Source organism: Bacillus sp. N12A5 (assembly GCF_026790125.1).
In the GTDB taxonomy this organism is placed as follows: domain Bacteria; phylum Bacillota; class Bacilli; order Bacillales; family Bacillaceae; genus Bacillus.
Window position 1 is genome coordinate 90,324 of sequence record NZ_JALAMR010000004.1, and the last position, 20,186, is coordinate 110,509.

Annotated in this window: 15 protein-coding genes; 7 read left to right on the forward strand and 8 right to left on the reverse strand. The window is 47.0% G+C overall.

Going from position 1 to position 20,186, the window contains the following annotated elements:
• Nucleotides 1-78: 78 nt before the first annotated feature.
• Both putP and putR read left to right on the forward strand, forming a co-directional pair.
• Nucleotides 79-1,533, forward strand: a complete 1,455-nt coding sequence (gene putP, locus MOC09_RS05730) for a sodium/proline symporter PutP (RefSeq protein ID WP_419900972.1) — start codon at nucleotides 79-81, stop codon at nucleotides 1,531-1,533.
• A gap of 151 nt (nucleotides 1,534-1,684) precedes the next feature.
• A complete protein-coding gene (gene putR / locus MOC09_RS05735) occupies nucleotides 1,685-2,920 on the forward strand; it encodes a proline utilization transcriptional regulator PutR (protein ID WP_268357953.1) in 1,236 nt (411 codons plus the stop codon).
• Between the two features lie 36 nt (nucleotides 2,921-2,956).
• Here the strand turns inward: putR and MOC09_RS05740 are convergent, their stop codons facing one another.
• The 3 genes from MOC09_RS05740 to MOC09_RS05750 all read right to left on the reverse strand — a co-directional run bounded on the left by MOC09_RS05740 (nucleotide 2,957) and on the right by MOC09_RS05750 (nucleotide 5,649).
• Nucleotides 2,957-3,808, reverse strand: a complete 852-nt coding sequence (locus MOC09_RS05740; RefSeq protein WP_268357954.1) for a TIGR03943 family putative permease subunit — start codon at nucleotides 3,806-3,808, stop codon at nucleotides 2,957-2,959.
• Between the two features lie 4 nt (nucleotides 3,809-3,812).
• A complete protein-coding gene (locus MOC09_RS05745) occupies nucleotides 3,813-4,697 on the reverse strand; it encodes a permease (RefSeq protein WP_268369869.1) in 885 nt (294 codons plus the stop codon).
• 97 nt (nucleotides 4,698-4,794) lie between these two features.
• Nucleotides 4,795-5,649, reverse strand: coding sequence for an alpha/beta fold hydrolase (locus tag MOC09_RS05750; RefSeq protein WP_268357957.1), 855 nt, complete (start codon nucleotides 5,647-5,649; stop codon nucleotides 4,795-4,797).
• 162 nt (nucleotides 5,650-5,811) lie between these two features.
• Here MOC09_RS05750 and ffoR point away from each other — a divergent pair, with 162 nt between their 5' ends.
• Nucleotides 5,812-6,822 carry a ferredoxin--NADP(+) reductase gene (ffoR, locus tag MOC09_RS05755; RefSeq protein WP_268369871.1) on the forward strand — a complete coding sequence of 337 codons (1,011 nt, stop codon included), beginning with the start codon at nucleotides 5,812-5,814 and terminating at the stop codon, nucleotides 6,820-6,822.
• A gap of 30 nt (nucleotides 6,823-6,852) precedes the next feature.
• Here the strand turns inward: ffoR and cobA are convergent, their stop codons facing one another.
• The 5 genes from cobA to nirB all read right to left on the reverse strand — a co-directional run bounded on the left by cobA (nucleotide 6,853) and on the right by nirB (nucleotide 15,912).
• Nucleotides 6,853-8,304 carry a uroporphyrinogen-III C-methyltransferase gene (gene cobA, locus MOC09_RS05760; protein ID WP_268369872.1) on the reverse strand — a complete coding sequence of 484 codons (1,452 nt, stop codon included), beginning with the start codon at nucleotides 8,302-8,304 and terminating at the stop codon, nucleotides 6,853-6,855.
• Nucleotides 8,305-8,563: 259 nt separating this feature from the next.
• Nucleotides 8,564-8,884, reverse strand: a complete 321-nt coding sequence (gene nirD, locus MOC09_RS05765) for a nitrite reductase small subunit NirD (protein ID WP_014662717.1) — start codon at nucleotides 8,882-8,884, stop codon at nucleotides 8,564-8,566.
• 33 nt (nucleotides 8,885-8,917) lie between these two features.
• Nucleotides 8,918-11,335 carry an NADPH-nitrite reductase gene (gene nasD / locus MOC09_RS05770; RefSeq protein WP_268369875.1) on the reverse strand — a complete coding sequence of 806 codons (2,418 nt, stop codon included), beginning with the start codon at nucleotides 11,333-11,335 and terminating at the stop codon, nucleotides 8,918-8,920.
• Nucleotides 11,336-11,455: 120 nt separating this feature from the next.
• Entirely contained in the window at nucleotides 11,456-13,588 is a 2,133-nt protein-coding gene (gene nasC, locus MOC09_RS05775) for an assimilatory nitrate reductase catalytic subunit NasC (protein ID WP_268369876.1), read from the reverse strand.
• A complete protein-coding gene (gene nirB / locus MOC09_RS05780) occupies nucleotides 13,585-15,912 on the reverse strand; it encodes a nitrite reductase large subunit NirB (RefSeq protein ID WP_268369878.1) in 2,328 nt (775 codons plus the stop codon). The genes nasC and nirB overlap by 4 nt, the downstream gene beginning before the upstream one ends.
• Nucleotides 15,913-16,077: 165 nt before the next feature.
• Between nirB and MOC09_RS05785 the strand changes: the two genes are divergently transcribed.
• The 4 genes from MOC09_RS05785 (at nucleotide 16,078) to MOC09_RS05800 (ending at nucleotide 20,151) form a co-directional block, all read left to right on the forward strand.
• Complete coding sequence (locus MOC09_RS05785) at nucleotides 16,078-17,283, forward strand: MFS transporter (protein WP_268357968.1); 1,206 nt, start codon at nucleotides 16,078-16,080, stop codon at nucleotides 17,281-17,283.
• A gap of 116 nt (nucleotides 17,284-17,399) precedes the next feature.
• Nucleotides 17,400-18,314, forward strand: a complete 915-nt coding sequence (gene folE2 / locus MOC09_RS05790) for a GTP cyclohydrolase FolE2 (protein ID WP_268357969.1) — start codon at nucleotides 17,400-17,402, stop codon at nucleotides 18,312-18,314.
• Nucleotides 18,311-18,895, forward strand: a complete 585-nt coding sequence (locus MOC09_RS05795) for a L,D-transpeptidase (RefSeq protein WP_268357971.1) — start codon at nucleotides 18,311-18,313, stop codon at nucleotides 18,893-18,895. Before folE2 ends, MOC09_RS05795 begins: the two co-directional genes overlap by 4 nt.
• A gap of 83 nt (nucleotides 18,896-18,978) precedes the next feature.
• Nucleotides 18,979-20,151: an NAD(P)-binding domain-containing protein gene (locus MOC09_RS05800; RefSeq protein WP_268357972.1), complete on the forward strand. Its 1,173-nt coding sequence runs from the start codon at nucleotides 18,979-18,981 to the stop codon at nucleotides 20,149-20,151.
• Nucleotides 20,152-20,186: the final 35 nt, after the last annotated feature.

Here is a 20,186-nt window from a genome sequence, read left to right on the forward strand (position 1 = left end):
GGGCATCCTCCCTGCGGGGATGTCCATTTCATCCATATACTATAAAAAAGAGGAGGAAGTGCCATAGAAAACACACAGCTGATTATCTCGATTTGTATTTATATGGCTGGGATGCTGCTGATTGGCTACTTTGCCTATAAGCGCACGTCGAATCTGACGGATTACATGCTGGGAGGACGTTCTTTAGGTCCAGCTGTAACCGCTCTCAGTGCGGGTGCTGCCGATATGAGCGGCTGGCTGCTGATGGGGCTCCCTGGCGCCATGTTTTCAACGGGTCTGAGCGGAGTTTGGATTGTTTTCGGGCTTTGTCTTGGGGCGTGGGCGAACTGGCTCTATGTTGCGCCGCGGCTGAGAACCTATACTGAAAAAGCGGGGAATTCTATTACAATTCCCGGATTCCTGGAAAATCGCTTTGGAGATCAAACAAAGCTTCTCAGACTGTTTTCAGGAATTGTCATTTTAGTCTTTTTCACGTTTTATGTATCGTCCGGAATGGTATCCGGCGGCGTCTTATTCAACAGTATCTTGGGGATGGATTATCACACCGGCCTCTGGATCGTGACGGGTGTTGTTGTGGCATATACCCTGTTTGGCGGCTTTTTGGCAGTCAGCTGGACAGATTTTGTTCAGGGGATCATTATGTTTGCCGCACTCATTCTCGTTCCGATCGTTACGCTTTTCCACACAGGAGGAGCAGGTGAAACAGTTACTGAAATCCGCTCTGTTGATCCAGATATGTTTAATATTTTCAAAGGAACAAGCGTCCTTGGCATTATTTCTTTGTTTGCCTGGGGGTTGGGCTACTTTGGCCAGCCGCATATCATTGTGCGTTTTATGGCGATAACGTCTGTTAAAGAAATCAAAAGAGCGCGCAGAATCGGAATGGGCTGGATGATTTTGTCTGCAGTCGGCGCAGTGCTGACCGGTTTGGGCGGAATCGCTTATTACCATCAGCGCGGTATGACATTAAAGGACCCAGAGACGATTTTTATTCAATTAGGGAATATTTTGTTCCATCCAATTATCACAGGTTTTCTGATTTCAGCGATTTTGGCTGCGATTATGAGTACCATTTCTTCTCAGCTGCTTGTGACGTCAAGCTCACTGGTAGAAGATTTGTATAAGTCGATGTTCAGACGCTCAGCTTCTGATAAAGAACTGGTATTTTTGGGCCGTCTGGCTGTTCTGGCTGTTTCAATTGTTGCGTTACTGCTGGCTTGGGAGAAAAACAATACGATCCTTGGATTGGTCAGCTACGCATGGGCGGGCTTCGGTGCATCATTTGGGCCTGTTGTACTGCTCAGTCTGTTTTGGAAACGAATGACCAAATGGGGGGCACTCGCCGGCATGATTGTGGGAGCAGCAACTGTAATCATTTGGGCGAATGCCGGTCTTTCGGACTTTCTGTATGAAATGATACCTGGTTTTGCTGCGAGTCTATTATCTGTTTTTGTTGTCAGTGTATTGACGCAGGCTCCGTCACAAGCTGTCACAGACCAGTTCAATGACTACCAAGATACAATGTCACAATAAAGATCGAAAGGAGGAGGAAGGGGTTGTCCCTTTTTCCTCTTTTCTCCTTTTTAACGGCTGTTTTTTCTTTTGGAAACAAACGTATTTTTTTCTATACAAAAAGACCCCGTATGGATATGATTAAAGTAAAAAAAGTATAGGAGAAAAAGGTATGGAAGAGCTTTTAGAGAGAGTTTTTTCATTTTCAGATGTTGATAAGCTGATTGATTTTATCAGCTATGAACTGCAAAAACCAGTGATACTGGAAAGCGCGGATTTCTTTTTGTTAGCCTATAATTCTTACTATATTAACCATTTTGATTCTGCCAACCAGCAGACTATTTTTTCGAAAAAATGTCCGGTTCAGATCTTTGAGAGGTTTCTGAAGGACGGAATCATTGAAAAGCTGAAAACAGAACCTGAGCCTTTTCGCGTCAATAAAATTGAAAGCATTGGGTTAAACCAGAGGGTGGTCGTGAGTGCGAAGCACAAAGGGGAAGTCATGGGCTACATCTGGATTCAGGAGCTGGATCAAAATCTGACAGACGAAGAGCTTGATTTTTTATACGAGACCTCCTTCCATGTCGGGAAAATCATTTATAAAACGAACAAGCTGAAACAGGAAAAGGAAGAAAAAGCAGAGGATCTCATCAAACGGGCGATCTATCAGCAATTCACCTCTGAGAAGGAACTTAGGCGGGAGGCTGAAAAGATCAACACCGTGCTGCCTTCCATGTTTTCGGTTGTCATCCTGCACGCCGCGAATGGGGATGGGGAAGCGGTTGAGGATTTAAAGGAAAATATCAGGTCGTATCTGAATTTACGGGATAAAGTCAGTCATGTCTTAACGATCGAATCAAATATTGTCATCGTCGTAGCGAGTTTTTCCCAAAAAAGCTCCGTCTCCTCGGCAGCTTCAGAATTCATAAACAAGCTGTTAACACATTTTCACTTTCAAAAAATACCTACACCTATTTATATCGGTATCGGAAACGAATATGATCACCTATTAAAACTTGGCAAGAGCTACACAGAAGCACTTGAGGTCATCAAAGCCGCAGAAATCACCGGCAATCAGGAAAACATTCCATATGAATATGCCAAACTCGGCATTTACCGCTACTTAGAAAGCATTGAACAGAAAAATGAATTTTTAGAATACGAGAATAAGGACTTGGCTTTATTAAAAGCGAAGGACGAAGAAAGCAGCACTGAGCTGCTCAAAACCTTGGAAGTCTATCTCCTCAACAACTGCAAAACAAAACCAGCAGCAGAACAGCTGTTTATTCACCAAAATACATTGAATTACCGCATCAAACAGATTACTGAAATGACGTCCATCGATTTAAGCGATTTCAGGACACGATGCCAGCTCTATCTTGATTTGATGCTGATGAAAAAGAAATAAAAAAGAAACCAGTACTTGTACTGGTTTCATCTTCACTTAAAAACCTCTGTAAACATACGGATCATCAGGTTTTTTAATGGTGTTCCAGTCGGTTACTTTCACGACAGGAAGCGTTGATTTGAATGGCTGATAATATTCTGAGGCCAGAGTCCCCTTAATATGAATCCATTCATCATCCTTGATGTTCATGTCCTTCGGAAACTCCACAAGCATTCCATAAACGCCGGAATCAGCGATACAGTGAATGATGCCAAACCTCAACACGAACAGCTGGTTTTTGTTAATTGCATTTCCTTTGTACGCAAATCCATGAAACTCAATTGTCCGTCCGAGAAATTCACCCGGATAATTATAGATGGTTTCCATTCCTTTTAGGAAATCATCGTCGGTCAGAGAGATCTCTTTTTTGCTGGAATACTTATCAAACAGCTGTTTCATCTGTTTGTCATAGCTGTCTTGCGCGTAATAAAGGCTGGCGTCAGGCCGCAAATATTGTGTTTGGGAGTAATGATCTCCGCTTTCCATCGCCTTAAATGAAAACCCTTTTGTTTTGACAATAGATGAGTCAAGCGTCGCAATCGGGAAGAAGATGCCAGACACCAAAGGAAAAAGAAAAACAAGATAAATCAAATACCGCTGATAAAACGGCTTGTTTTGTTCATGCTCGTGATCATGGCCGCACCCGCAATCATGATCATGGTGATGCCTTCCTTTTTCAGGCGACTTGATAAATAGATACGCTTGAACGGCTGTCAAAATGGCCAGCAGGAAGATCGCAATAAAGGATAGATAGGCATATTTCATATTGATATATTTTGTTAGGTTTCCTGAGGCATGCAGATGATAAAAGAAAAACGTAAATCCCATCAGCACCAATAAACGAAACATCCAATCACCCCTTTACCAGTAGTGATCCCGCTAAGACAAGCACGACAATGTACGTAATCAGCAGGAAAACAAAACGTTTTTTGAAGGCCGCGAGCATCATCAATAGATTCTTAATATCCACCATTGCACCAAAGACGAGAAAGGCGATTAATGATCCTAATGAAAATGTGCTGCTGAAGGAAGATGCGATGAACGCATCGACTTCCGAACAAAGCGATAAGACAAACGCCAGACCCATCATCACGAGGGAAGAGGATATATCATTCTGCCCGATCGCAAGCAGAGTGGATGTTTTGACATACGTCTGCATCGCGGCGGCGATAAAGGCGCCGATGATTAAATATTTCCCCACGGAGAAAAATTCATCAATGGCGTGACGCAAGGTCCCTCCCAGCTTTTGAAGCAGGGTGTGGTGATGATGATGGTGGTGCCCGGGTTCATCAGGCTTTAACAGCTGATTATCCTTAAATTGATAGGATAAGATGACCCCGATGAGCACCGAAACGGCGAGCGCCAGACCGCCCCTGTAAAAGACAACGCTCCATCTGTTCCCGAACGCAATATAAGTAGAAAATAAAACGATAGGATTAATGATAGGCGCGGTCAGCATGAAAGCAACGCCCGCATGCAGAGGAACTCCCTTTAACAGAAGCCGCCTCGTAATCGGGATGATGCCGCATTCGCAGGCGGGAAATAAAACGCCGGCCAGCGCACCGAATAAAACGGCGAGAAAACGGTTTTTCGGCATGATTCTTGCAATCATTTCTTCAGAAACAAACATTTGAATGATTCCAGAAAGGATGACGCCAATCAGAATAAACGGAATGGCTTCTATTAAAATGCTGATAAAAATAGAATTCAGCTGAAGAAAAGATGATTGTGCTGTCACAATAAAACCTCCGCTCATGGTAAGCTGCCTCTAATGATACCAGAAAATAAGGCACTGCTTGTTTGACGGAGGAGGGGGAGGGATCGTTTCACTTTGTTTAGGATTCTAAAAATTCGAGTATGATGCTGTCTGTTTGAGCCGCTTCTTTCCCTAGCCAGATCAAGTGCCCCCACGTGTGAAGCAAACAGAGTGCAGCGTCTGGAATGTGTTCTTTTGCATGATGTGCATGTGACAAGTCAACAAATCCATCATAAACACTTTGCATAATCAGTACGGGGCATGAGATGGCCTGCAGTCTTTTCGAAGAGAAATCGGCGGTTTGTGACAAGTCCAGCAGAAATCCTTCACCTGAGCGCTGCCGGCTGTTCATTTTCCGAAATGCTTCTATATCTTTTTCGTCCATCAGGGTCTTGATTCGCTGAAACGAAAGCGTGCTGAATTGCGGGCTTAAGGCTTGAAACATTAAACGCGGGAAGGCGTTATTCAGGGAAGAAGTCAGCTTCCATATCCACTTTTCCACAGGCGGGCGGAAGAGAAGCCTCCCAACTTTGTATTCCGTGTCTTTTGGGGTGAGCCATTCTTTGGTGACAGCGGATTGCAGGGTCAGAGTGTTAACTCTTTCCGGGGCATATGAGGCAAAGTATATGCCGCTTGGGCCTCCTGCTGAGATGGCAATCAGATGGGCCCTGTCGATTTGTAAATGATCTAATAGCTTCACATAGAAACGGCAGGCGCTGGCAAGACTTTGCCCAATCTCTTTTGATGTTCGTCCGTAACCGGGCCGTGAAGGCGTGATGATGGAATACCCATGCTCCAACAGCGCCGTGTATCCAAATTCTTCGTAACAATTTGAATGCCCGCCATGCATGACAAGAATGGGGGCACCCTTTCCAGCCACAGAATATTCTAGTGTATGTCCTTCGAAGGTGATCGTTTCGACTCGTCTTTTCATCTGTTACTCCCATTTGTTTTCTGCCTATTATAGGGTTTTCAACAATTGATCACAAGGTGAAGAAATGAATAAACACAGGCTCGTGAAATATGATATACTTTGTATTGATATTCATTCTCAATTAAAATGATTTGATATAGGTGTGAACGGGAGGCAGGACGGATGGCTGAGAATCAAGAGATATATGACGTTACGATAATAGGGGGCGGGCCGATCGGACTGTTTACGGCTTTTTACTGCGGGATGCGCGAGCTAAAAACGAAAGTGATCGAATTTTTGCCGCGGCTTGGAGGGAAGGTGTCTTTATTCTTTCCTGAGAAAATCATTCGCGATATCGGAGGGATACCGGGGATTGCGGGAAAACAGCTCATCGAACAGCTGAAGGAGCAGGCCGCAACGTTTGATCCTGATATCGTGCTGAATCAGCGTGTGACCGGCTTTGAACGCCTGAATGACGGCACGATTGTGCTGACAGGTTCTGAAGGCGAAAAGCACTATACAAAAACGGTGATTTTGGCTTGCGGCATGGGAACGCTTGAGGTCAATGAGTTTGACAGTGAGGATGCAACCCGGTACGCGGGCAAAAATCTTCATTATGGAGTAGAAAAGCTTGATGGATTTAAAGGCAAGCGGGTCGTGATCTCAGGCGGCGGAGATACTGCGGTCGATTGGGCCAATGAGCTGGAACCGATTGCGGCATCCGTAACTCTCGTTCATCGGCGCGAGGAATTCAGCGGAATGGAAAGCAGCGTGACGAAAATGAAGCAATCATCGGTGCGGGTGCTTACTCCCTATCGGCTGGAGCAGCTGAACGGCTATGAAGAGGGCATCCAAAGCGTGACCGTTTGTCATACTGAGTCTGGCCAGAGGGAAGACATAGAAATTGATGAGCTGATCATCAATCATGGGTTCAAAATTGATCTTGGGCCGATGAAGGAGTGGGGACTGGAGATTGAAGAAGGCAGGGTGAAAGCTGACAGACATATGCGGACGAATCTTCCTGGCGTGTTTGTAGCGGGTGACGCGGCTTTTTATGAAAGCAAGCTGAGATTGATTGCCGGCGGATTTACGGAAGGCCCGACAGCGGTCAACAGTGCCAAGGCTTATCTGGACCCTAAGGCCGAGAATATGGCGATGTATTCCACCCATCATAAAAAATTGGTGCATAAATAAAACAGCCCTTGAAAAAAGGGCTGCCAGCCATCAGCTGTGAAGGAGCTTTTTCTGCGTCTGTTGATTCTGAATAAAAGCTAGCAATTCATCCTGTTCTTGTACAGCTGTGAATCCATAAGCTTCGGCAGCTGAGTCATCGCCTATGCAGACGATAGGGGGGCGGCTTGCTGACGGTTCCGGCGAGAGGCCAATTTGTTCACCACCACTGATCAATTGCTGAACGGACAGCTTGTTCGGGCAAATGACCATGTGCAGCGAGGATTCACTGATAGTACGCTGAATCATGTGGGTGAACCGGTCATCTATGACGTTTTCATGAGTGATATAAAACGAACAGGATTCATGCTTTGGCATGTTTTCCACTGCATGGCGGCTCCCGACAACCAGAGTTTTTTCTGAATCAGGCTGAATGGCGGAGACGAGAAACCCCCGTTTTTTAAGCTCCGTCTCTGCATATTCAGATGCTGCACACAGTCGGGCTGCCAGCTGGCGGATGTCGATGTTCCTGGAAGCCAGCGCTTGGAAAAATTCACAAACCGCACGGCGCGATGTGAAGAACATGTATTCAAAGGTGCCGATCTTTTGAAGAATCTCTTCATTGACAGGCATGTTTTCAGTTCGCCATTTCGGCCATTCAATGACATCAGCACCGGAATCACGCAGCCTGTCAGCCAGCGGATCTTCATCATCGCCATGCGTGACAACCATCATGTGCCGGCCAATGAGTGGTTTGCTTTCAAACCAGCTGTGTGTCTGAAGGTTGACGATATCTCCGATGACGATAATGGCAGGGTTTGTGATCTGGTGCTCCTGAACTTTTTGCTGAATGTTCTCAAGTGATCCTTTCACGCTCCGCTGGCGGCCCCATGTTCCCCATTGGACCACAATGACAGGGACGGAAGGGGATTTTCCGTACGCAATGAGCTGCTGGCAAATATAAGACAAATTCTTGACACCCATGTAAAAGACAAGGGTTTGAACACTTCGGGCAAGCCCTTCCCAGTCGAGATTCGGCGTGCCTTTTAATGATTTATCATGCGCGGTGATCATGGCAAAAGATGATGCGAAATCCCGATGTGTGACGGGGATGCCCGCATATAGCGGCGCTGCAATTCCAGAGGTGATCCCCGGCACCATTTCATAGCGGATGCCGTGCTCATGGAGAGCATCTGCTTCCTCGCCGACTCTGCCGAATACGCTCGGATCTCCGCCTTTCAAACGGACAACGGTTAGGCCCTTTAGTGCTTTTTCAACCAGCAGGGCGTTAATTTCTCTTTGTTTCATAAAATGGCGGTCTGGCAGTTTTCCGCAATAAATAAACTGGCAGTCCGGTGATGCAAATTCGAGCAGCTTCGGATTGGCGAGCCGGTCATATAAAATGACATCTGCTTTCTCTAGCGCCTGTTTTCCTTTGATGGTGAGCAGCCCTGGATCGCCGGGGCCGGCTCCCACGAAATATACGATTCCGTTCTTCATGATCATGTCATCCTTCCGTCACTGTAAAAAATGAAGGATCACTTGAAAAGTGATCTACAGCGTGTCGACAAACCTTCACATTCGTTTTCAGTCCTGCGCTTCGGTGCTCACGAATTTCACATTCACTTTGCTCCGATGCTCGGCCTTCCTATACTTCAAGGCTTTTCTATCACGCTGAAAGATGACAAAATCCTAAAACCATAACCCGTTTTAGGATTTTGCCAACAATCTGGGTGTCACTTGAAAAAGTGATCCGGTCTTTTGATTAATATACGAGATAAACATGTTCTCCTTCGATCAGCGTTTCGTATGTTTTGACGCATCCGTGATCCGGCTCTTGGACAATTCCGTCTTCTAAGGAGATTTTCCAGTCGTGCATCGGGCAGAAAACATATTCGCCGCTGACGATGCCTTCTGCCAAAACGCCGCCCTTGTGCGGACAGCGGTTTTCGATGGCGCGGATGCTTCCGTTTGAAAGCTTGAAGACTGCAAGCTCCTTATCTTCAATATACACTGTTTTGCCTAATTGTTCAGGCAATTCTCCAATTTTTCCGATACATACTTTTGTTACGTCTTTGTTTACCATGTCCATTCCTCCTCAATGATTGTTTTTTTGCCATTATGATGTCGTTACGACATTTTCGAATAATTCTTTAGAGGTTTGTTTGTTTTCCAGGAAGTTCTTCCAAGGATCCTTGTGGACAGAGAGTGTTTCATTCATTCGGTCGTTCAGCTCCTGCCGTTTTTCCGGATCGTTTAACACGGATTGGACATGGGATAAACCGACGCGCTCAAGCCACGCGGACGTACGCTCCAGATAGTTTGCGGTTTCCCGGTAATATTGCAGGTAAGCGCCTGCGTATTCTAACACTTCTTCATTTGTTTTCACCTTCATCAGCAAATCGCCGGCGCGCAAATGTGTTCCGCCGTTTCCGCCGACATAAAGCTCCCAGCCTCCGTCAATGCCGACAACGCCAAGGTCCTTAATGCCGGATTCCGCACAGTTCCGCGGGCAGGCAGACACGGCCATTTTGACTTTATGAGGCGTGTTCAGCCCTTCGAATTTTTTCTCAAGCGCAATGCCCAGTGCCATGGAGTCTTGTGTGCCGAAACGGCAGAATTGCTCGCCTACGCACGTTTTTACTGTGCGCAGTGTCTTTCCGTATGCGTAGCCTGATGGCATATCAAGATCTTCCCATACCTTCGGAAGGTCTTCTTTTTTCACGCCGATGAGGTCAATTCGCTGGCCGCCAGTCATTTTAACGAGAGGGATCTCATATTTGTCGACGACATCGGCGATCTTGCGCAAATCTGTAGAGTTGGTCACGCCGCCGTACATCCGAGGCACGACTGAGTATGTTCCGTCTTTTTGAATATTGGCGTGCATTCGTTCATTCACAAAGCGGGATGTCCGTTCATCCTCGTATTTGGTTGGATTGATCATGCCTAAGTAGTAGTTCAGAGCCGGCCGGCATTTGGAGCAGCCTTCTGGCGTTTTCCAGCCGAGCACGTTCATGATTTCTCTTGTATGTGACAGCCCTTTGGCTTTGATTTCTTCTACGACTTCATCTCTCGACAATGTGGTGCAGCCGCAAATCGCTTCTTTTTGCGCTGACGCATCAAAGTCTGATCCGAGCGTATGCTGGAGGATTTCTTCTACGAGCGGCTTACAGCCTCCGCATGAACGGGATGCACCGGTGCATGCTTTGATCTCGTCCGTTGACGAGCAGCCCTTTTCCTGTATGGCTTGAATGATGTCACCTTTTGACACGCCGTTGCAGCCGCAGATGATTTCATCGTCGCTCATCGCTGCGGTAATGCTTGTGCCTGCTTCTTGGTTAAGAGGCTGTAAGATTGATATTTTTGAGGTTTCAGAGATATCGGCTTCTTTTTGAATCATAGAAAACAGGCGGTTGCCCTCGCTGCTGTCGCCGAATAAAACAGCACCGACAATTTGGTTGCCTCTCAGAACGATTTTTTTATAGATGCCGTCCTGCTCATCGAATACTTTAATCGCTTTTTTGTCCTCTGATTCATCAAAGTCACCGGCAGAAAAGACCTCGACGCCTGATACCTTTAACTGGGTGGAGAGAACGGAGCCTTCATACGGTTTTGTTTCGATGCCGCAAATATGCTTCGCCAGCACTTTTGCCTGTTCGTAGAGCGGCGCCACAAGACCGTAGGCAATTCCGCGGTGCTCTGCACATTCGCCGACCGCATAAATGTGCGGGATTTCAGTTTGCATATAATCGTTAACAATGATGCCGCGGTTGACCGGAATGCCGCTTTCTGTGCCGAGCAGTGTATTCGGGCGGATGCCGACAGCCATGACAACTAAATCAGCTTCAATGCTTGTGCCGTCTTTGAAACGGAGGCCTTCAACACGGCCATCACCGACAATTTCTTCGGTTTGCTTTTCAAGTAAAAAGGTCATCCCTTGTTTTTCCAACTCGTTTTGCAGCAGGCGCCCTGCTGTTGCATCAAGCTGGCGTTCCATCAGGTATGGGGCGAGATGGATGACAGATACGTCCATGCCGAGATTCAGCAGTCCGCGTGCTGCTTCCAAACCAAGCAGTCCTCCGCCGATGACGGCTGCTTTTTTATATTTTTTTGATGCGGCAAGCATTGTGTCTGTATCTTTTATGTCCCGGAAGGCCGTAACGCCTTTTTTGTCTGCACCCGGAATCGGAAGAATAAAAGGAACAGAGCCTGTCGCCAGAATTAATTCGTCGTAAGGCTGGATTCGGTCAGCGTCTGTGATGACCGTTTTGTTTTCCGTGTCCACTTTGATGACTGTTTCATTTGTATACAATTGAATATTGTTTTCTTCGTACCAGTCCCAATCATTTAACGTAATATCTTTGATGTCTGTATCGCCTTGAAGCACTTTTGACAAAAGGATTCGGTTGTAGTTGGGATGCGGTTCGGCACCGAAAATTGTGATCTGAAACTCGTCTTTTGAAACACTCAGTATCTCTTCAATGGCCCTTACCCCGGCCATTCCATTTCCAACAAGAACTAGCTGTTTTTTTCCCATCAGATGATCCGCTCCTTATCAATGTTTTTTCCAGCGTAGCACAGCAAAAAGAAATATTTAAGATACATGTTATAAAATGTAACAAAATATACGAAAAGTTCTAAAAATTTTATGAAAAATTTAAATAGGTCTGATTCGGACGGCGCATACCTTAAAACCAGGCATTTTAGAGGCTGGATCTAAGGCTCCTCCGATTACATCATTCACATTTTGAGCGTCTGCCCAATGGATGGGAATAAAAACGGTGTCTTTTCTGATTTGTTCCGATAATTTGCTGCGGACCGTGATGCTTCCACGCGGCGATTCTACTGTTACCAGCACACGGTCCTCAATATTGTAAATCGCTGCTGTTTGCGGATGGATTTCCATAAACGATTCAAAATATCTCGCGGCAAGGGCGGCGCTTTTTCTCGTTTGGACGCCTGTTAAGTAATGGGACATGACTCTTCCTGTCGTTAAATACAGCGGATAATCGGCTGTCGGTTTCTCTTTTGGAACGGACGGTTCGTTTGGGATCACACTTAATGCCGCTTTTTGGTCCGGATGTGCAAATGTGTCCGAAAACAAGCGCCCGGTTCCGGGATGATCAGGTTCCGGACACGGCCAGTGAATCCCGCCTTCACGTCTGAGCCTGTCGTATGTGATGCCTGAATAATCGGCAAGTCCGCCTCGGCTTGCCTCTCTTAATTCATTAAAAATCTCCTCTGCTGACGTATAAGAAAAATAATGGCCTTTTCCAAGAGCAGATGCGATGTCACAAATGATCTGCCAATCGTGCTTTGCTTCTCCGGGACACGGCCGGCTTGCTTCTCTTAATGTCACGCGGCCTTCAACATTTGTCATAGTGCCCTCATCTTCTAAGTAAGAGGAGGCGGGCAAAATCACATCTGCGTATGCCGCTGACTCAGAAATAAACAAATCGATTGCGACAAAGAGTGTCAGTTTACTTAAAGCTTTTTTGACGAGATTCGCATTTGGGCTGGAAACAGCAGGGTTGGAGCACATGAGAAACAGTCCTTTGATGTCGCCGCCGTTGATTTTTTCCATCATTTCATAGGCTGAGACACCTTTTCGCGGGAGTTCGTCCTGATGGATTCCCCACACTTTCGCAATATGCGCCCGGTGTTGTTCGTTTTCAATAGAGCGGTACCCTGGAAGCTGATCGGCTTTTTGGCCATGCTCTCTGGCACCTTGCCCGTTGCCTTGTCCTGTGATCGCCCCGTAGCCCGAGTAAGGTTTGCCGATCTTTCCTGTGATCAGCACCATGTTTAAGAAGGCTTTCACAGCCGCAGTTCCATCGGTTTGCTGTTCAATCCCGCGGGCGGTAAACAGCATGCCGGACGTTTCCTTGGCAAACTTTACGGCCGTTTTTCTTATGTGCGCCAGCGGGACACTCGTCTGTTCGGCGATGTCATGCAGGCTCAGCGCGTCTGTATGCTGCTTCAGCTCTTCAAATCCATTTGTTCGCGATCGAATGAAATCCTCGTTTATGAGCTGTTCGTCGATGATGATTTTGACCAGACCATTGGCTAGGGCGGCGTCTGTGCCGGGTTTAATTTTTAGATGAAGATCGGCGATTTTCGTTGTCGCTGTTTCGCGGGGGTCAATGGCAATGATGTAAGCTCCATTTTCTTTCGCTTTTTCAAAATACGGCATTATCGTAGGCTGGCATTCCGCAATGTTGGTGCCGGCCAGAATGATCACACGGGTGTGGGGGATGTCTGATAAGGGATTTGTTAAGCCTCTGTCCGCGCCGAATGTTTGGTTGGCTGCGGTTGCTGCGGCGGACATACAAAGTCTCCCGTTGTAGTCGATGTATTTTGTCTGTAAGCCCACCCGTGCGAACTTTCCTAGCAAGTACGCCTCTTCATTCGTAATCGATGCGCTTCCGTATACAGCCATGGCATCACGGCCGTGCTCGTTTTGAATCAGAGTCACTCGGTCTTTAATGTAATTCAGTGCTTCTTCCCAGGAAACAGGCGTAAATTCGCCGTTTTTCTTCAGCAGCGGCCGGGTGATCCGGGAGGCGTTCAGGGCATGCTGATGGGCGTTCATACCTTTCATGCATAAACGGCCCTGTGTGGTAGGGTTGTCAATTCCAATTGCTGTGTATTTTTTCCGTGTGACGATGGTTTGTTCCACGAGCTGCATTTTGCACTGCATGCTGCAAAACGGGCATTGGGTGTCATACGTTTTTTCTGATTGGATGTCTTGCTGTTTCTCACGGAAATATCTAAGCAGTCGTTCAGTCAAAATGCCTCATCCTTTCTAGTGTGTGCGCCTGTTTCTATGGGCAGTTTTTGAATCAGTGACAGGTCGGATTGGAGGCTTTCCAGCAGCTGTGTCCTTAGCTCCTCTTCAAATAGCACTTCTCTGATATGCACGATCCCGAGACGGTCCATCCACTGATGTACGGTTTCTTCGTAATGAGCCGTTTCCCGGTAATACTGGATCAGTCCTTTGATCATGCGGGCAGTGCTGTCTGCGGTGTCTGTCACGCAAAACAGAGTTCCGCTCCGGGCATGGGTTCCCCGGATGCCGCCGATGTAAATGTCCCAGCCAGCTGGCGTCCGAACCGCACCGAAATCTTGTATGGCAGCATCGGTGCAGTCTGTTTCACATGATAAGCTGACAGAAATATAGGCAGGCATGGAAAGCAACTCAAGCTGTCTCTCAATCCGGGCTGCCAGCTCCTGAATCGATCGGTTTTGTCCGCATGTACATGCGCTGACACTTTGCAGCGTGCGGCGGTGTTCATTGGAGCAAATGGGCATTTTCAGGTCCTTTTTAATGTTCGGGAGATCCGCAGGCTTAATCCCGGAAAGCTTCAGTCTTTGGCCGTGAGTGATGGATACATCAGGAATGCTGTATGCCTCGACGATGTCAGCGATGTTTCTTAGCTGCTCCGCATCCGTCCGCCCGCCGTACATTTGCGGAATCAGGATGTATGTATCTTCGGCGGCTGATTCAGGCTGAACAAAACCAGGGTGCAGCATTTCCAGATAGTATTGAATCGCAGGGACACACTTGCTGCATCCGTTCTTCGTTTTCCAGCCAAGCTGGCTCATCGCTTCTGCCGGACCAGAGAATGGCCTGCGCTGAAGCTCAGCGATAATGCCGTCTTCTGTAAAATCGGTGCAGCCGCAAAACGAAGGCGTGCGTGCGGGCCATGTATATTCGCCGCTGGTCATGTGCTTCAAAAGATCTTCAACGAGCGGCTTACATCCTCCGCAGGAGCCGGATGCTTTGGTGCAGTGCCTGACTTCCGTAACAGTTGTTAAGCCTTTTGTGTGTACCGCTTCTTCAATTACGCCTTTCGTCACTGAGTTGCATTGGCAAATCGTTTCACTGGAGGGCATGGATTCAAAAAATGTGCCGGTTTTCTCTGGTGTAAAGATCTGCTTTTTGACAATGGAGATGTCTCGTTGTTTAAGCAGGCTGTCGAGAAATCGCTGCCTGTCACGCGTGTCTCCGAATAAAATAACGCCGGCCAGTTTGTCATCCTCAAAGAGTGCTTTTTTATAGATGCCTGCTTGTTCATCGCAGATGCTGATTCCCGTTGTGTGTTCGTCTTCGTGAACCTTTCCGGCTGACCACACATCAATACCGGCTATTTTTAAAGCTGCAGATGGCGCTGAGCCTTCATATCCCTCACATGGAATGCCGCAAATATGTTTGGCGAGAACTTTTCCCTGCTCATAAAGGGGTGCAGCCAATCCGTACACTGTTCCATTGTGCTCGGCGCATTCGCCAACGGCATAGATATTCGGTTTGCTTGTCTGCATGTAGTCATTCACGATGATCCCGCGGTTTACTGCGATTCCGGCTGATACAGCCAATTCAATATTCGGTCTCACGCCAGCAGCCATTACAATCAAGTCTGCCTTCAGTGAAGATCCGTCTTTAAAACGGATGCCGTCTGCCCGAGAGATGCCAGAAATGGATACGGTGTCTTTCTCCAAAAGAAAGGTTAAGCCTTTCCGTTCCAGTTCCGTTTGCAGCAGCCGCGATGCCGTATGATCAAGCTGTTTTTGCATGATGCCGGCGGAGTGGTGAATGACGCTGACATCCATGCCGAGATGCTGTAAACCAACAGCTGCTTCCAGTCCTAATAAGCCGGCTCCGATCACTGCTGCCTTTTGATAGTGCTCAGCCATGCTCATCAACGCTTGGCAGTCTTCTATTGTTCGAAATCCATAGACACCTTCTTTGTCCGCCCCGGAGATGGGGAGAATATGAGGGGAGGAGCCTGTTGCCACTATTAATTTGTCATACGACAGAGTGCGTTTCCGATCTGTGATGACCTGCTGCTGATCTGCATTGATTTGAATAACTGTTTCGCCCATGTAAAGCGTAATTCCGTGCTTGTCGTACCAATCCTTGCTGTTCAGTGTAATGTCATCGAGTGACGCCTCACCTTGCAATACAGAGGATAAAAGAATGCGATTGTAGTTGGGATGCGGTTCGCTTCCGAAAATGACAATCTCAAACATGTGGCGATTCAGCTTTAATACTTCTTCAATACAGCGGATTCCGGCCATTCCGTTTCCGGCTAACACCAATCTTTGCTTCTTCATGTGCCAGACCTCCTTTGACTCTCCTATTAAAAAATATGTCACAATGCATTGTTAACGCATTAAACGTGTCACAAAAACTTACACATGTCTTTTCCAGAAAAAAATGGTCATATATCCTTGATTCAGAAAATGTAAAATAATTTAGGGTCAAGAAAGGGGAATCTTATGAAGCTGTCGGAACTGAAAACTAGCGGTCATCCACTTACTTTACTCTGTTCCTTTTTATACTTTGATGTGAGCTTTATGATATGGGTTATGCTTGGGGCGCTGGGGGTTTATATTTCTCAGGATTTTGGCCTGTCTCCTTTTGAGAAAGGGCTTATCGTGGCTGTGCCGATCTTATCAGGGTCTGTTTTTCGCATCATTTTAGGTATTTTAACGGACAGAATCGGACCGAAAAAAACAGCTGTAATCGGAATGCTCGTGACAATGATTCCGCTGTTATGGGGGACATTTGGCGGCCGGTCGCTGTCTGAGCTGTATGCCATCGGGATTCTGCTTGGTGTGGCGGGGGCGAGTTTTGCTGTGGCGCTCCCTATGGCCAGCAGGTGGTATCCGCCTCATTTGCAGGGGCTTGCGATGGGAATTGCCGGTGCGGGGAACAGCGGCACGTTGTTTGCAACCCTGTTTGGCCCGCGTCTGGCAGAGCAGTTCGGCTGGCACATTGTCATGGGAATTGCGCTTATTCCTTTATTGATCGTCTTCGTTCTTTTTGTATCCATGGCAAAGGATTCTCCTGCACAGCCAGCGCCGCAGCCGCTCAAAAACTATCTGCATGTGTTCGGGCAAAAGGAAACATGGTTTTTCTGCCTGCTGTACAGCGTTACATTTGGAGGATTTGTCGGACTATCAAGCTTTTTATCTATTTTCTTCGTCGATCAATACCAGCTGTCAAAAATTCACGCAGGTGATTTTGTCACATTATGTGTGGCGGCGGGGAGCTTTTTCCGGCCTGTCGGCGGCTGGATTTCAGATCGTGTCGGCGGCACAAAGGTGCTTTCTGTCTTGTTTGTCATCGTGGCTCTGTGTATGGCCGGGGTCAGCAGCCTGCCGTCGCTCTCAATGGTCATCGTTCTTTTGTTTGTCGGAATGATGGGGCTCGGAATGGGCAACGGAGCCGTATTCCAGCTCGTACCGCAGCGCTTCCGCAAAGAAATCGGCATGGTGACGGGAATCGTCGGTGCGGCCGGAGGCATCGGAGGTTTTTTCCTGCCTAATATCTTAGGATCTTTAAAGCAGATGACAGGCACATATGCTATCGGTTTTATCACGTTTTCTTGTATCGCGCTGCTGGCATTTGCACTCGTGCTTGCCGCAGGCTATTACTGGAGAAAAAGCTGGAGCGCGGAAAGCAGCCCGGCGGATGTTTAGGTTGTGACGGACACGCATTTGTGCGTGTCTTTTTTATTTTCTCTTGATTTTAATCAGTGAACCGATCAAAATAAATAGTAATTATTACGATTTATCTAACGAGAGGAGTTTTCTGATTGAAACAACACACGCTGCTTCCGGGAAAACCGGAGCGCCTTCGATACTTTGGGTCGGTCAGTCCGATGAAAGGCGAGAAGCCTGTAGAAAAAGAGAAAATGAAGGATCTGCAAAATATCAGGAAGGATTATTTTTTTGACATTCAGCAGGTAGGTGTTGCTAATGTGTCCCATCCAGTCACAATCACTTCTGCCATGATGCCAGCTGAGCAAACAACGGCTGCGAATTTTACAATGACTTGTGATTTGCAAAGACATCAGAAGGGGATAAACATGAGCCGGTTAACAGAGCTGCTGCAAATCTATCATCAAAACGGCTGGATTCTCTCATTTTCCTCTCTGCAGCAATTTACAAAAGAGCTTGCAGAAAACATGGGCCAGACCTCTGCTTCAGTCGACGTGCGGTTTCCATGGTTTTTTGAACGGAAAAGCCCGAAGCTTGAGAAAGCGGGTCTGATGCATGCTGACATATTGATGTCTGTCACCTATCGCGAAGATGAGCCGTTTGAACAGCGTGCCGGCATCTCAGCGAAAGTAACGACGCTGTGCCCTTGCTCCAAGGAAATCAGTGAGTATAGTGCCCATAATCAGAGGGGAACGGTCAGCATTTTGGCGGATATTCGTCCGGCCTCATCGCTACCAAGCGATTTTAAAGCCGATTTGCTTCACACCGCAGAATCAAATGCATCCGCGAGACTGCATCCGGTGCTGAAGCGCCCTGATGAAAAAGCCGTGACGGAAACGGCATATGAAAACCCGAGATTTGTTGAGGATCTCGCCCGGCTGATTGCCGCGGATTTGTATGAGCTTGAATGGGTGTCAGCCTTTGAGATAGAATGCCGCAATGAAGAGTCAATCCATCTCCACGATGCCTATGCGAAGCTGCGTTTTTTGAAACAGGTGGATAAAATATGAAATGCTCATTATTAATTAGTACAGTTCTTATGTCGGCCAGCCTGCTGTCAGCATGTTCTCATCATGAGGAAGAACCCGCAAGTTCAAATACGAAGAAAACGGACGAGCACATAACGCCCGCCCGAAAGCCAGAAAAAACAAGCATTGATTGGACTAAGCCTTCTGGCGGTGAATTTCCGAATATCAAGCAGAAGAAGGTCTGGATTGATGTGAACGTGAAAGAACAGAAGGCTTACATCAAAGAAGGAAGCAATACCATCTATACAATGATAGTTTCGTCAGGACTTGATCAAACAAAGGATGACGCTACGCCAAAGGGCACCTTTTATGTAGAGCCTGAACGGGGAGAATGGTTCTTCTCCGAAGGATACCAGGAAGGTGCGGAGTACTGGGTCTCATGGAAAAACCATGGCGAATTTTTATTTCACAGTGTGCCAATGACAAAGGATAAAAAAGTCATCGAAAAAGAAGCAGAAAAGCTAGGAATGCAAGCATCACATGGCTGCATCAGGCTGACCATCCCAGATGCAAAATGGATATATGAAAACATCCCTGAACATACAAAGGTTGTGATCAGCTGAACGAAAAAGCGGTTGACAAAAAGGAAAAAAGAACATACGATTTAAATCGTAACAATTACGTTTTGTAGAGAGGAGATTCTCCCATGTATAAATGGCTGATCATCGGCGGCGGCATCCAAGGCACAACCTTGGCTGTGCATCTGGTGAAAAGCGGAAAGGCATCGATTAAGGATCTTGCTGTCATTGATCCCCATGAACGGCCGCTTGAATGCTGGAAACGAAACACGGGCCGCATTCAGATGAAATACTTGCGCTCTCCATCAGTTCATCACGTGGACACAGAGCCATTCAGCCTGCAAATGTATGCGGATAAAAGCCAATGGCCGGACGTGTTCTTTGGAAGGTATAAGAGGCCTTCGCTGTCACTCTTTAATCAGCACTGCGAGACTGTGCTGGATGAGATACATATTGAACAAGCATGGAAAACAGGCACAGTGACAGATTTGAGGAGGAAAAATGGGTTGTGGGAAGCAGAGACAGATGCCGCCGGAATAATCACAGGTGAACGAGTGGTTTTAGCCATGAGCTTTTCTCATCAGCCTTCTTGGCCGGAGTGGGCAAAACCATTTCAGAATGACGGCATTTATCATGTGTTTGATAGAAAGGTGCATGATGTAAGTAATGAAAGTGTACAAATGGCAGTTGTAGGCGGAGGGATAACGGCGGCTCATTACGCCATAAAACTCGCCGATGACGGCCATGATGTCACGATGCTGGTGAGGCATCCGTTCCGAATCTATGACTTTGACAGTGATCCGGGGTGGCTTGGTCCGAAATATATGAAAGCATTCAGTAAAACGTCAAACTATCAAAAGAGAAGGCAATGGATCACAAGCGCGAGACATCGCGGCTCTTTTCCAAAGGACATTTCAAGAACGCTTGCTGTCTATAGGGAAGAGGGCAGAATAAAAGTTATTCACGATGAAATGGACGCTTGCCAAAAAACAGATGACGGCAAGTTGCAGATACATGGCAGGTACAGCGAATCGCCATACGAATTCGAGCGTATCGCATTGGCAACAGGTTTTACCTCGGACATCAGCCGGTTCAAGTGGGTACAGCGAGCGGCAGAAGCGGAGCAGCTGCCATGTGCAGGATGCGGTTTTCCGATTGTCGGCAAGGATTTGCAATGGGGAAAAGGATTATATGTGATGGGAGCCTTTGCTGAGTTGGAAATCGGGCCGACAGCGAGAAATATTTCCGGAGCGCGAAAAGCTGCCTACACCATTACACATACGGCGAAGCATACGATTTAAATCGTAATCATTCTATTTTATAAGGAGGAACATTA

Bases quoted from the DNA above. Each gene is read 5' to 3' on its own strand.
- putR (WP_268357953.1), top strand. From the start codon at position 1,685: ATGGAAGAGCTTTTAGAGAGAGTTTTTTCATTTTCAGATGTTGATAAG.
- MOC09_RS05740 (WP_268357954.1), bottom strand. From the start codon at position 3,808: ATGTTTCGTTTATTGGTGCTGATGGGATTTACGTTTTTCTTTTATCAT.
- MOC09_RS05750 (WP_268357957.1), bottom strand. From the start codon at position 5,649: ATGAAAAGACGAGTCGAAACGATCACCTTCGAAGGACATACACTAGAA.
- ffoR (WP_268369871.1), top strand. From the start codon at position 5,812: ATGGCTGAGAATCAAGAGATATATGACGTTACGATAATAGGGGGCGGG.
- cobA (WP_268369872.1), bottom strand. From the start codon at position 8,304: ATGATCATGAAGAACGGAATCGTATATTTCGTGGGAGCCGGCCCCGGC.
- nirD (WP_014662717.1), bottom strand. From the start codon at position 8,884: ATGGTAAACAAAGACGTAACAAAAGTATGTATCGGAAAAATTGGAGAA.
- nasD (WP_268369875.1), bottom strand. From the start codon at position 11,335: ATGGGAAAAAAACAGCTAGTTCTTGTTGGAAATGGAATGGCCGGGGTA.
- nirB (WP_268369878.1), bottom strand. From the start codon at position 15,912: ATGAAGAAGCAAAGATTGGTGTTAGCCGGAAACGGAATGGCCGGAATC.
- MOC09_RS05785 (WP_268357968.1), top strand. From the start codon at position 16,078: ATGAAGCTGTCGGAACTGAAAACTAGCGGTCATCCACTTACTTTACTC.
- MOC09_RS05795 (WP_268357971.1), top strand. From the start codon at position 18,311: ATGAAATGCTCATTATTAATTAGTACAGTTCTTATGTCGGCCAGCCTG.
- MOC09_RS05800 (WP_268357972.1), top strand. From the start codon at position 18,979: ATGTATAAATGGCTGATCATCGGCGGCGGCATCCAAGGCACAACCTTG.